We start from the raw sequence: 13,377 nt of genomic DNA on the forward strand, positions 1-13,377 counted from the left end.
TCCGTCGGTCTCCACGACCACTATGGGAGCGCTTCCATGTCTGAGTCCGCACAACCGGTGAACCCGGTGACCTTTCCTCCCGCCTTCCTCTGGGGCGCCGCGACGTCCGCGTACCAGATCGAGGGGGCGGTGCGGGAGGACGGCCGCACCCCGTCGATCTGGGACACCTTCAGCCATACGCCGGGCAAGACGGCCGGCGGCGAGACCGGTGACATCGCTGTCGACCACTACCACCTCTACCGCGACGACGTGGCACTGATGGCCGAGCTGGGCCTGACGGCGTACCGCTTCTCCATCTCCTGGTCGCGCGTGCAGCCGACCGGCCGCGGCCCGGCGGTCCAGGTGGGCCTGGACTTCTACCGCCGCCTGGTCGACGAGCTGCTGTCGAAGGGCATCAAGCCGGCCGTCACCCTCTACCACTGGGACCTCCCGCAGGAGCTGGAGGACGCGGGCGGCTGGCCGGAGCGGGACACCGCGTACCGCTTCGCCGAGTACGCCCAGATCGTCGGTGAGGCGCTCGGCGACCGTGTGGAGCACTGGATCACGCTGAACGAGCCGTGGTGCAGCGCGTTCCTGGGCTACGCGTCCGGGGTGCACGCGCCGGGCCGCACGGAGCCGGTGGCCTCCCTTCGCGCGGCACACCACCTGAACCTGGCGCACGGCCTCGGTACGTCGGCCCTGCGCTCGGTGATGCCGGCCCGCAACTCGGTCGCGATCAGCCTCAACTCCTCGGTCGTGCGGCCCCTTTCGCAGTCGGCGGCGGACCTGGCGGCGGCCCGGAAGATCGACGACCTGGCCAACGGTGTCTTCCACGGTCCGCTGCTGCGCGGCGCGTACCCGGAGACGCTGCTCGCCTCGACCTCGTCGCTGACGGACTGGTCGTACGTCCTCGACGGCGATCTGCGCACCATCAACGAGCCGTTGGGCGCGCTGGGCCTCAACTACTACACGCCCACCCTGGTCTCGGCGGCCGACGCCGATCCGAAGGGCCCGCGGGCCGACGGCCACGGCGCCAGCAACTACTCGCCCTGGCCGGGCGCGGACGACGTCGCCTTCCACCAGACCCCCGGCGAGCGCACCGAGATGGGCTGGACGATCGACCCGACGGGCCTGCACGAGCTGATCATGCGCTACACGAAGGAGGCGCCGGGTCTTCCGCTGTACATCACGGAGAACGGCGCGGCCTACGACGACAAGCCCGACCCCGACGGCCGCGTCCACGACCCCGAGCGCATCGCCTACCTGCACGGCCACCTGAGGGCCGTCCGCCGCGCCATCGCCGAGGGCGCGGACGTCCGCGGCTACTTCCTGTGGTCCCTCCTCGACAACTTCGAGTGGGCGTACGGCTACGAGAAGCGGTTCGGGGCGGTGTACGTGGACTACGCGACGCTGGCGCGCACCCCGAAGTCCAGTGCGCTGTGGTACGGGAAGGCGGCGCGGACGGGGACCTTGCCGGCACTCGAGACTGCCTGACCCTCCCGGGGGAGCGGGGGACGGGGCGCGGCACGTCGTGGGGGCGTGCCGCGCCCCGCTGCTTTCCGAGCGCCGGTCACGCCTCCGCGACGGGGTGTCATCCAGGCCGATTTCGAGGAAATCACACCAGGCCTGCGCGGTCTCGCGGCCTACGTTGTTCGCTGCCTCCGCCAGCGCGTCCAGTATCGCCGGCAGGCCCGGATCCTTGGCGTGGGCGAGCGCGGCGAAGACGGCGAGGGCGAGGTCCTCGGCCGCCTCGTCCGGGTCGGTGATCGCGGGGACGTTGCCCGGGCCCAGGACTAGTGGGAACACCGCCATGCTGATGTGGACGGGCAGGCCGACCCGGACGGGTTCCGCCGCCCAGGACGCGGTGGCCTTGTCCCGGCAGACCACCAGCAGGATCGGGGGCAGCTGGTACTTGGCGTACAGGTGCGCCAAGTAGTACGTCCAGCTGTTCGGCTTGTCCGGGTCCGGCTTTGCCCTGGGCCTCGACGGCGAGCAGGAAGCCGCCTTCGTCCGCCGTGTCGACCCGGAAGAGGGTGTCCACGAGTCGACGAGTACGCGAAGCTCGCGGGGGCGAGGGCAACTGCATCGAGCTGGCGGCATCCACGCCCTCGCATCTCTGTTGCACGCTGTGAAGACCGGCCGCCTCACTCGCTGCTGAACCCCAGGTGGGCGAGGACGACGTCTCGTACCCGGAGGACCGCCTCGGGGTCGATGTCAGCGAGGACCGGGACGGCGTGGTGCCAACCGTCCGGAGTCAGGGCCTCGGCGAGGAGAGCGCGCGCTGTGGGGAGGTCCGGGCCTGACTCGGGCGGGAAGAGGAACGCGGCAAGGCGTCGCACGAGGGAAGGGCTGCGGGTACTGAGGAGCCGGGTCGCCGTCAGATCTCCGGGTACACAGGCGACGAACGCGGCCAGAGCCGCGAATGTTTCCGAGCGTTCCTCTTCTGTCGATCGTCCCCGGGCGATGGACCAAGCCGCTGCGAGGTCGCCCAGCGCGGCGTATGCGATGGCCACCGTGTTCCCCGGTGCGGACAGGGGGCCCGTCCCGTGGTCCGACACCACTTGATCGATGTGCCGGCGTGCTCCGGCCGGGTCGGCGGTCCCGGTCAACAGGCCGAGCAACGCCCTTTGGGAGTAACCGACGTTCCGGGGACTGCCCGCAGCCATGTCGTGCAGGATCTTCATGACACGGGCGCCGCGCTCGCTGTCGTGTGTTCCTGCAGCGGCGAAAAGCCTCGCGTACCCCGACACGGATCCGTCGTGTGTCTCCTGGATCAGGGAATCCACCAGCCGGCCCGTCTCCTCCGGAGCATGCGGCCACAGGAAGGCCGCGGCCTCCGCGCGGGCACGATCGCGGTGGACCTCGGCCGCCACGGGGTCCCGTGACATGTCCGCGAGCTGTTCGATGACCTCCTCTGTACGGTCCACCGCGCCCGCACCCGCCAACGCCTGCACGGCGACCGTCAGCGCATTGACCCTCGGCAGCCAGTGGTCGATGGAACACGCGGTCTCGACCGCCTGTTCGGCAAGGCGCAGTGCCCGGCGGATGTCGTCCCGTGCAGCGGCCAGGGACACGGCCGCGTATCCCCAGGCCCGTGCTTCGGGCCGGGCGATCGACCCGACGAGACGCTCGGCTTCGGCGGACCGGCCCACGGTGGCCAGCGCACCCGCGAAGACGGCGAGACGTTCGTGCCGCGCGAGATACACCGAGCCGCCCGTCGAGTGATACCTCCGTTCGGCCTGATGCAGCAGTCGCCACGACCTGTCCGGTTCTGTGACGGCGAAGTGAGCGGCGAGTGCGGTCAGGGCTTCGGCGACCGCCCATTGCCAGGGGCCCGGCGCGTTGAGCAGGAGGCTCTCGAGTTCGTCGGCTGCCCCAGCCGCCGCGAGCAGCTCCGCGACGCGGGCCGCGGAACGGTCGTCCTCGTCGACGGGTTCGTCGTCGCTCTCCCAGAAGGCCTCCAGGCACGCCCATGCTTCGGTGGCCCGGCCCTGACGGGCCCGCCCTTCAGCGAGGGCCGACCACGGCTCCGGCAGGGTCCCCCACCGCTCCACCAGGACCACCTGCCACAAGGCTTCAGCGAGTTGGTGGGCATCGTCGACCCGGCCCATCGCCACGAGCGCCCGTACCGCTCCATACGTCTCGTAGGCGTTGCTCTGGGCCTGGGGGTGCTCCATGATCCGATGTGCGTGTTCCACGGCGAGCTCGGCCATCTGCTCCGCCTCGCGCGGCCGGACTCGGTGCAGGACCTCCGCGGCGGAAGCGGGAACGTTCGGGGGACGACCCGCGTGCTCCCGGGCGAGCATCACGATGGAGTCGTACAGTCGTTCTGCGCGACCGGGGTCGAGGCCCTCGTCCCATACTTCGGCGACGGACGCCAGGGCGCGGACACGCGTTGTCAGGAATGAGATCGTCTCGGCCGCCTGCTCCGCCTGACGCAGCAAGTCAGCCGCACGCTCGCGGTCCTGAAGCACCGCGGCGGTCGCGACGAACGCCTCCACCACCGCTGCGACGCCCGAGTCGTAGCCCGGCAGGGGAAGCTCGCTCAGCCGCTGCAGCGCCTCACTTCCTCGGCCTGTCCGCGCCAGGACGGTGGCCAGCCTGCCCTGTGCGGCCAGAACGTACGAGTCCCCGTAGCTTTCGTAGGGATCCGCCACCGCCAGCGCGGTCAGCCGCACCGCCTCCTCCGCCAGCTCCGCCGCCCGCCGGTCACCCGACTCGGCCAGCACGTGGGCCACGCCCGCCATGGCCTTGGCGCGGTCCATGGGCCGGAAGACGGTGTGGGCGAGGCCGATGGCCTGGCGGGTGCGGCCATGACGGGCGTACACCGCCGGGATGTCCGGGTGCAGCGACTCGTTGCGCCGGGCCACCAGGTCCGCGACGGCCGCGAGCGCCGCCGCCCCGCCCAGGTCGTCGCCGGACGTACCGCGGACGATCTGCCGCGCCACCGTGATCTCGCTCAGACAGGCAGCGTCGCTGCCGGTCACCTCGCGCAGCCGGTCGCACCGCCGGGCATCCGTCGCGAAGGCGACGACGCGGCGGGCGTCCCGCAGGAAGGCGAGCAGACGTCCGTACGGCTGGAGCAGGTATAGCGGGGTGTCCTCCGGCCAGCCTCGTCGCTGGTACTTCTCAGCCCAGGAGTGCAGCCGCTCCAGGTACGCGTCCACGTCCGGCCCGAGTTCCTCCTGGGCTGCGGTGAGGAGGGTTTCGTGAGCGAAGAGATAGCCGCGGCCGGCCACGTACAGGGTCACATCGCCGCCGCTGTCAGCGCCGCCGCCGCGCTCGCGCAGGATGCGGCCGAAGGCGCTGCCGAGCCGTCGGCGCAGCTCGTAGCTCGGCTCGCCCGTGAGTTCCCGCAGATCGTCGACCGTGAGCGTGCCCCGGGCCGCGGTGAGCAGGCCGACCAGGTCGCGCTGTACCCGGTCGCCGGACAGCGCTTGGTGGAGGTCGAACTTCGCCTCGTACTCGGTGTGCCGCGCCCCTTCGGTGGCGGTCAGTCTCATCACGGGGCAGTGGCGCAGTGGGTGCGTGCCCTTGACGTCCGAGGGAAGACCCGGGTTTGTACGGCTGGCCACGAGGACGCGGACGTTCGGCGGGAGCCGCTCGGGAAGCAGTGAGGCGATGCTCGTGCCGCTGCCGCCGGGCAGGAGCGACTGGTCCTCGTCGAGTCCGTCCACGACCAGGAGCAGTGTGCCGCCGTCTCGTTCGAGGCGCTCGGCGGCTTGGCGCAGGAGCAGTCGGCGTTCCCCGTCACGAGCGGTCGGCGAACTCGTGCCCGTCGGCGCGCGGCCCGCGATCGTGGCGAGCTGGTCGATGGCCGCGGCGGTGTAGGCGGCGCCGTCCGACTGGCCTGCGTAGCGCGCGGTGATGAAGAACCAGACGGGCACGACACCACGAGGCGGATGCATCGCGAACCATGCCGCGAGTGCCGTCTTCCCCGCCCAGGGCGGCCCTTGGAGCCACAGATACTGGTCGGGGCCGCCGCAGAACGCGAGGAGGTCCCTCAGCTGAGGTTCCCTGTCCTCCAGTCGCAGCGGAGCGATGTCGGCGAGCTGCGCGCGATATGCCTCCTGGATCAGGGCCGGTCCGATGTCCGGTGCGGCGGCGGGCAACGCGGAGCCGTGGAGGTCGCAGGCCATGAGGCGTTCCAGTCCGGCCAGTCGGGCCCCGTCCAGGGACTCGGCCCAGCGATCCACCCGGATCGCCGCGATACGGCCCGGACCGTCCGTACGGTGGTGGCGCGTGACGACGCCGACAAGACGACCGTCGCTGAAGACGGCGGCTCCGGACATTCCTTCCCAGGCGTCCCGCTCGGGGTCGGCGTCGTCAGCGGGAGGTGAGGTGATGGCGAGGTCGAGCGTGCCCTCGCGCCGGTTGGACAGCACCGCGCAGGTCGCGTGCATGTGCTCGGCGTCCCGGAACGAACCGTCCTCATCAGTACGGAGCTTGAAGCGCGGGAAGCCCAACGCGGTGCAGCGCAGCACCGCGTCCTCGTCACCGACTCGGCCGAACACGACGGGTGTGACGTCGTCGAAGGTGCCCTCCGGGAGCGTCAGTACGGCGATGTCGATGCCCGCGTGCGCCCACGCCACCGTCGCCTCGGTCACCAGTTCGCCCGGTCGGTCCGCCTGGAACCGAACCCGGACACGCGCCGCGCCCTCGACGACATGCGCGGCAGTCAGCACCCTGCCGGACGTCACGAGGTACCCGGATCCCCGTCGGCCCCCGTCCGGCAGACCGACGATGATCTCCGCGGCACGCTCCGGCCGCAGCCCCCGCTCAGCGTTCGTCGTCAACCTCGCCGCCCGCGATCAGCACGGTCCGCGGCGCGCCGCCGTCGCCGGATACGGCCTTCGGAGTGAGCGTGAGTGTGATCCGCTGGGTCTCGGACTGCGCGTACTTGCCGTTCGCGCCCGCGTCGACGACCCACAGCCGCACCTTGGCGTCCCCGCCGGCCTCGCGGGTGACGGCGACGGACGCCTCGACCTCGACCGGCCCCAGCTCGAAACGGACGGTCTCGCCGTCGCCGTCGGCCAGCGCGCTGGTCAGCTGCTGTCGCAACTCACGGATCATGTCGGCCAGTTCGATCACACTTCCCCCTTGTGCCGCGGTGCTCAGATGCTACAAAGTCACCGCCGCGGGGGCATGCTTCGGCACGAGGTCGTCTGTTGGCGGCTCAGGTGCAACGTGGCTCTCGCATCACCGCCACATCTCCCGGCGGCACAAGGACCGACGACCCTCCGGTGACCGGCTTTCCGGTGAGGAGTTCGACGCCGTCGGCCGCGACCGGGACCTTGGCGCCCTGGCCGGTGTGGTCGATGAGGAAGAGGTAGTCGGCGTCGGTTCCGCGGCGGCGGACCGCCTCCACACCGGCGGGCACTCCTTCCAGTTCCGCCTGCACACCGGCCTCCGTGCGAATCCGTTCCAGCAGGGCGCCCAGCGTGCTCGTGTCGGGGAGGGTGGCCAGGTACCAGGTCGTGCCCGTCCCGTAGGTGTGCCGGGTCACCGCCGGTATGCCGGTGAGGGGGCCGTCGGTGTACGTGGTCACCGCTTCGGCGCCTTCGAGACGGACGCGTTCCGACCAGAGGGATCCCCGGCCGCCGCCGCTCAGGCCCACCGACTCCCCCGGCAGCAGCGGGAAGAGCTCGTCCGTGCGGACGCCGAGTGCCTCGCGGAAGGCTCCGGGGTAACCCCCCAGCCGGACATGGCAGTTCGCGTCCACCGCCCCACTGTGGAAGCCGACCACGAGGGTGCCCCCGTCCTCCGCGAAGGACGTCAGGTTCGCCGCGCCGGCGTCGTCCACCAGGTACAGGCCAGGGGCCAGGACCAGGCGGTACGACGACAGATCGGCGTCGGGGCGGACGAAGTCCACTGCCACGCCCGCTCGCCAGAGCGGCTCGTACCAGGAGCGGACGAGCTCCAGGTAGCGGAGCTGCTCACTGGGCTGGGAGGGCAGTTCCAGGGCCCAGCGGGCGTCCCAGTCCCAGACGATCGCCGTCCGGGCCGTACCCGTGCTGCCGCGGACCTCCGCCAACGCCCGCAGGTCGGAGCCCAGTTGGACGACGTCCCGCCAGATCTGGCTGTCGGTCCCGGCGTGCGGGAGCATCGCCGAGTGCCACTGCTCGGCGCCCGCCTTCGCCGCGCGCCACTGGAAGTACGCGATGCCGTCGGCGCCCCGGGCCACATGGGCGAGGGCGTTGCGGCGCAACTCCCCCGCCGTCTTGGCCCGGTTGACCGGCTGCCAGTTCACCGCGCCCGTCGCGTGCTCCATCAGCAGCCACGGCCCACCGGCCAACGACCGCATCAGATCGCCGCTCATCGCGATGTCGATCTGTGACTCCGGGTCGGTGGAGCGCAGGTAGTGGTCGTTCGACACCACGTCCAGCTCCGGCGCCCAGCGCCAGTAGTCGAGGGCGTCGAAGTTGTACATCACCATGAAGTTGGTGGTGGCGGGGATCGAGGGGGCCGCCTCCCGGAGGACGTCCCGTTCCGCCCTGTACAGCGACAGCAGCTCCTCGCTGCAGAAGCGGCGCCAGTCCAGCCGGTGGGCCGGGTTCGGGACCGCGCCGGTCGCGCGTGGGGGCAGGACCTCGTCCCAGTCGTAGTACCACTGGCTCCAGAAGGTGGTGCCCCAGGCCTCGTTCAGCGCCGGCAGGTCCTGGTACTTCGCCCGCAGCCATCGCCGGAACGCCGCCGCGCTGGTGTCGCAGTGGCACTCCGCGTTGTGGCAGCCGTACTCGTTGTGGACGTGCCACATCACCACGGCCGGGTGGTCGGCGTAGCGTGCGGCCAGTTCACGGGTGATACGGAGGGCTGCCGTCCGGTACGCCGGGCTGCTCGGGCAGAACGTCTGGCGGCTGCCGTACGACAGTGTCCGGCCGTCGCGGTCGACGGGGAGCGCCTCCGGATGGGCCTTGAAGAACCACGCCGGTGGCGCGGCCGTCGGGGTCGCCAGGTCCGCCGCGATGCCGTGGGCGTACAGCATGTCGAGGACGCGGTCGAGGCGGGAGAAGTCGTACTCGCCCTCGGACGGTTCCAGCAGGGCCCAGGAGAAGATGTTGACGCTGACCATCGTCACCCCGGCCTCGCCCATCAGGCGCATGTCCTCGGCCCACACCTCCTCGGGCCACTGCTCGGGGTTGTAGTCGCCGCCGTAGGCGATGCCGGGGACCTTCAGTTCGCGGCTCATCCCTCGACTCCCGACAGCAGACGGCGCGTCGTCTCCACGCCCCACTGGTCCAGCGACAGCAGACGGTCGCTCGACGCCATCAGACCGCCCGTCGCCTCCACATGCGCCGCCCACTGCTCCCGGGTCTCCACCGCCGGGCGGGCCATCAGGCAGTCGGGGTCGTTGATCCAGAGGCGGCCGTGCTGCCACTGGCGGCCCACGCCGGTGAACTCGGCCGGGTCCTGGCCGGGCTGGCTGTAGTCGTCGGCCTCGGGACGGCGGTGCGGGGCCGTGTCGGGGCTGACCCGCATCGCGTCGAACAGGCCGATGGAGGGGAGGATCGGTGCGCCGCAGCCCAGGAGGTACGACTCGGCGCCGATGGCTTCCCTGATCAGCGCGATGCCCTCGCGGTACGCCGTGAGTGCGTCCACGGGTGAGTGCCGTACGCCGTCCAGCGCGCCCGCGTACAGGAAGTCGGCCTTGAAGTAGTCGTAGCCCTCGGCGCGCAGGGTGCGGAAGACGTCCGTCAGGTAGGCCGCCGCCCCGGGGTGGGTGGTGTCGAGGACGTTCAGGTCGTGGCCCCAGTTGCGGCCGGCGTGCGTGAGGCCGCCGTCGGGGTCGCGGACCAGCCAGTCGGGGTGCTCGGCGGCCAGGTCGCTCGCCGGGTCGACCAGGAAGGGCGCCGTCCAGATGCCGGCCCGGCGGCCCCGGGCGCGGATGGCGTCGGCGATTGCGGCGCGGGAGCGGAAGCGGCCCGAGAGGGTGAGCCAGTCGCCGAGCGCCTTCTGGTAGCCGTCGTCGATCTGCACGACGTCGATGGGCAGGTCGAGGGTGTCCATCGCACGGAGGTTCTCGTGGATGTCGTCCTCGGTGACGGCGGTGAAGTACTCGTACCAGGAGCACCAGACGGTCGGGGCGGGGCGGGGGTCCGCCAGGCCGAGGCTGCCGGCCCAGTCGGCGAGGGCGCCCTGGATCCCGCCGGGGCCCAGGTAGGAGTAGAAGTCCACCTTGCCGTCGGCGCTGATCTCCGCACGGTCGCCGCGCACCTCCAGCCGGACGGAGGGGACGGAGCTCAGCGGATCGGCGGCCGCGCACACGACGACCGGCCCGCCCTCGCCCTGGGGAGCCAGGGCCAGCAGCCCCTCTCCCTGGAAGACCCCGGCGGGCACGGTGACCCCGGGCCGGTAGCAGACGGTCGCCCAGTTGGCGTTCGTCGGGCGGTACGGCTTCGCGTCGAGGGCGTAGGTGCCGCTGGGGCTCCAGGACTGCCAGCCCTCCTCGTGGACGAGGGCCTTGTGGACGTCCACGGGGACGGAGGCGACGGGGGTGAAGGGGTGGTGCACGGGGGTCTCTTTCGGGGAAAGGGTGGCGTCAGCCCTTGTTCGCGCCCAGCGTCAGCCCGCTCACGAACTGCCGCTGGAGCACGAAGTACACGATCAGCGTGGGGATCGCGGTGAGCAGGGCGCCGGCGGCGACCAGGTTGGGGTCGGTGAAGTACTGGCCGGAGAGGTTGTTCAGGGCCGAGGTGATCGGCATGTTCTCGCCGGTGGAGATCAGGACGATGGCCCAGAAGAAGTCGTTGTAGATCCAGATGGAGAGCAGGGTCGCCAGGGCCGCCATCGCGGGCTTGCACAGGGGCAGCACGATCTGCCAGTACAGCCGCCACACGGAGGCGCCGTCGACCAGCGCGGCCTCGGTCAGTTCGTGCGGCAGGGAGCGCATGTAGTTGCTCAGCACGAAGGCGCAGAAGCCGGACTGGAACGCCACGTGGATGAGGACCAGGCCGAGCGCGGAGTCGTACAGCTTGCCGCTCATCGTGATGCCGGGCAGGTCGATGAGCAGGTACAGGCGGTACAGCGGGGTGATGATCACCTGCTGCGGGAGGAGGTTGCCGGCCGTGAAGACCAGCAGCAGGGCCAGGTTGAGGCGGAAGTCGAACCGGCTGACGTAGAAGGCGACCATCGACGACAGGAACAGCGTCAGCAGGACGGCCGGGACCGCGATCAGCAGGGTGTTGCCGAAGTAGTGCAGCATGTCCGACTGCTGGAACGCGTTCGTGAAGTTCTCGAAGCTCAGACGGTCGGGCCAGGAGACATAGCCCTTCTCGCTGGTCTCCGCGTAGGGGCGCATGGCCGCGAACAGGGCCCACAGGAGCGGGCCGAGCCAGGCGAGGGCCGTGACGACGAGGAACGTGTGCAGCAGGATCCGGGCCGGGCGGACGGGGGTGCGCTGCTTGGTCACCAGGGCGTGGCTCATGCGCGCCGCTCCTTCCGGAAGGTGGCCACCAGGTACGGGATGATCACGGCGAGGGAGATCACCAGGAGGACGACGGCGATGGCCGAGCCGTATCCGATGCGGCTGGACTCGCCGATGATGTTGTTGGTGACCAGGATCGAGAGCAGTTCGGTGCCCTCGGCGCCCTTGTTGAAGACGAAGACCAGGTCGAAGGCGCGCAGGGCCTCGATGATCGTGACGACGAGGACGACCGTGTTGGTCGGGCGCAGGGTGGGGAAGATGACGTTCTTGAACGTCTGCCACTCGTTCGCGCCGTCGAGGGCGGAGGCCTCGCGCAGGGCGGGGTCGACGCTCTTGAGGCCGGCCAGGTAGAGGATCATCATGTAGCCGGTGTGCCGCCAGGAGGCGGCGACGAGGATGGCCCAGAGGTTGAGGTCCGGGTCGCCGATCCAGTCGATGTAGTGGCCGGGCTCGTTGGCGCCGATGAGGCTGTTGATCAGGCCGGTGTCGGGGTTGTAGACGAGCTGCCAGACGAAGCCGATGACGGCCATGGACACGACTACCGGCAGGAAGAAGGCCGTCTGGTAGACCCGGCTGAAGCGGATCTTCTTGTCCAGCTGCACGGCCAGGAACAGGCCGAGCGGCGTCGGGATCAGGATGAGGACGACGAACCAGACGACGTTGTGCTCGACGGCGGGCCAGAACTGCGGGTTGTTGGTGAACAGCTCCTTGAAGTTGTCCAGCCCGACCCACTGGATCGAGTCGAAGCCGATGCCGTTCCAGGTGGTGAAGGCCAGCGCGATCGAGGCGAGGGCCGTCACCCACACCAGGGCCACGTGCAGGATCGTCGGCAGCCCGGCCATCAGGCCGAGCGTCAGCCGGTCACGGCGGGTCAGCAGGCGCCGGTGGCCCTGCGGTGCCCGCTTCTTCGGGGACGCGGTGCCCGGAGGCGGCACGGCGGCCGCCTCCTGGGACTTCGTGGGCGTGTCAGTACTCATGCTGCTGGAACGACCGCCGCTCAGGAGGACGCGAAGATCGTCTTCTTCTGGCGTTCGATCGACGTCAGCAGGCTGTCGATGCCCTTGGGGTCGCGGATGAACTTCTGCAGCGCGGGCTGCATCACCGTGGAGGTGAAGTCGGGCCGGCTGTCGCGGTCCATGAACTGGGTGAGGTGCTTGGCGCCGCTGATCATCTCGTAGGCCTTCTTCTGCAGGGCGGAGTACGAGGAGGTGTCGGCCTTGGTGGAGGCGGCGACGACGTTCGGGTCCGACTTGAGGTAGATCTCCTCCGCGGCCGGGCTGCCCAGGTACTCCAGGAGCTTGGTCGCGCCGTCCTTGTTCTTCGGCGCCTTGGAGAGCATGAAGCCGTCGGTGGGTGCCTCGACGGTCTCCTGGCCGTACGCCGGGTCGATCTCCGGGAAGGCGAAGAAGTCCAGGTCCTCGCGGTCGGCGGCGTCGGTGAACTGCTGGCCGACGAAGGTGCCCAGCAGGTACATGCCGGCCTTCTTGGAGACGAGCGTCTGGGCGGCGTCCTGCCAGGTGCGGCCGACGGCGCCGTCCTGGTGGTACGGGAGGATCTCGGCCCACAGGTCGAAGGCCTTGCGGACCTTGGCGTCGGTCCAGGAGGCCTTGCCCGCCATCAGCTCGACGTGGAAGTCGTAGCCGTTGGCGCGGAAGTTGATCTGGTCGAAGGTGCCGAGCGCGGGCCAGGCGTCCTTGTCGCCGAAGGCGATCGGGACGAGCTTGTCCTTCTGCATCTGCTTGCACAGCGCGACGAACTGGTCCCAGGTGGTGGGGACGGTGTAGCCGTTCTGCCGGAAGACGCTCTTGCGGTAGAAGATCGCCCAGGGGTACGTGTACAGCGGCACGAAGTAGTACTTGCCGTCCTCGCCCTTGCTGAGCGCCTTCATCGCCTCGGGGAAGTTGCCCCCGATCGTCTGCCACACGTCGTCGACGGCGGTGGCGAGGCCCTTGGCCGCGAAGAACTGCATGCGGTAGCCGGCGAACCAGTTGAACACGTCGTCCGGGGTGCCCTGGAGGTAGGAGTTGATCTGCTCCTGGAAGGTGTTGTGGTCCTTGGTGTTCACGTCGACCGTGATCCCGGACTGCGTCTTGAAAGCCGCGTAGATGTCCGCGAAGGCCTTCTTCGGCACCGCGTCGGAGGCGTTGGAGCCGACGGTGACGGTCTTCGGGTCGGCGGCCGTGCCGCTTCCGCCGCACGCGCTCAGCAGGGGGACGCCGGCGCCGAGGACGGCGGCGCCGCCCATGCCGCGCAGCAGGGTGCGGCGGCTGGGCGCGAGGCGGGAGAGACCGGAGGGGGAGAGGTCGTGCATGAACGGCTCCAGGTGACAGGGTTCGGCCACAGAGGCCTGACTGAAAACTGATCCAAAACGACCAGAAATCAACTTGACCGAACACGGTGGCGCAATAACAGCCGCATGTCCTGTCATGCGTCAAGAGCCGACGACGCCGGTTGTCGAAACGTAATCGACACAC

At 70.2% G+C, this 13,377-nt stretch carries 8 protein-coding genes; 1 reads left to right on the forward strand and 7 read right to left on the reverse strand.

All coding sequences use genetic code 11. From position 1 onward, the window contains the following. Positions 1–36 precede the first annotated feature (36 nt). Positions 37–1,473 carry a GH1 family beta-glucosidase gene (locus tag IE263_RS32465; protein ID WP_189941432.1) on the forward strand — a complete coding sequence of 479 codons (1,437 nt, stop codon included), beginning with the start codon at positions 37–39 and terminating at the stop codon, positions 1,471–1,473. 650 nt (positions 1,474–2,123) lie between these two features. Here the strand turns inward: IE263_RS32465 and IE263_RS32470 are convergent. The 7 genes from IE263_RS32470 to IE263_RS32500 all read right to left on the reverse strand — a co-directional run bounded on the left by IE263_RS32470 (position 2,124) and on the right by IE263_RS32500 (position 13,214). After that, positions 2,124–6,275, reverse strand: coding sequence for a trypsin-like peptidase domain-containing protein (locus tag IE263_RS32470; protein ID WP_189941433.1), 4,152 nt, complete (start codon positions 6,273–6,275; stop codon positions 2,124–2,126). Continuing rightward, positions 6,259–6,570 carry a trypco2 family protein gene (locus IE263_RS32475; protein WP_189941434.1) on the reverse strand — a complete coding sequence of 104 codons (312 nt, stop codon included), beginning with the start codon at positions 6,568–6,570 and terminating at the stop codon, positions 6,259–6,261. The genes IE263_RS32470 and IE263_RS32475 overlap by 17 nt, the downstream gene beginning before the upstream one ends. An 85-nt stretch (positions 6,571–6,655) precedes the next feature. Continuing rightward, a complete protein-coding gene (locus tag IE263_RS32480) occupies positions 6,656–8,668 on the reverse strand; it encodes a beta-galactosidase (protein ID WP_189941435.1) in 2,013 nt (670 codons plus the stop codon). Continuing rightward, positions 8,665–9,990 (reverse strand): glycoside hydrolase family 36 protein, encoded by a 1,326-nt coding sequence (locus IE263_RS32485; protein ID WP_189941436.1) that lies wholly within the window; start codon positions 9,988–9,990, stop codon positions 8,665–8,667. Before IE263_RS32485 ends, IE263_RS32480 begins: the two co-directional genes overlap by 4 nt. A gap of 28 nt (positions 9,991–10,018) precedes the next feature. Continuing rightward, entirely contained in the window at positions 10,019–10,903 is an 885-nt protein-coding gene (locus tag IE263_RS32490; protein WP_189941437.1) for a carbohydrate ABC transporter permease, read from the reverse strand. Then, positions 10,900–11,880, reverse strand: a complete 981-nt coding sequence (locus tag IE263_RS32495) for a carbohydrate ABC transporter permease (protein WP_189941438.1) — start codon at positions 11,878–11,880, stop codon at positions 10,900–10,902. The genes IE263_RS32490 and IE263_RS32495 overlap by 4 nt, the downstream gene beginning before the upstream one ends. 20 nt (positions 11,881–11,900) lie before the next feature. After that, on the reverse strand, positions 11,901–13,214 hold the full coding sequence (locus IE263_RS32500) for an ABC transporter substrate-binding protein (protein WP_189941439.1): 1,314 nt from the start codon (positions 13,212–13,214) through the stop codon (positions 11,901–11,903). Positions 13,215–13,377: the final 163 nt, after the last annotated feature.

The organism is Streptomyces aurantiogriseus, assembly GCF_014649375.1.
GTDB lineage: Bacteria > Actinomycetota > Actinomycetes > Streptomycetales > Streptomycetaceae > Streptomyces > Streptomyces aurantiogriseus.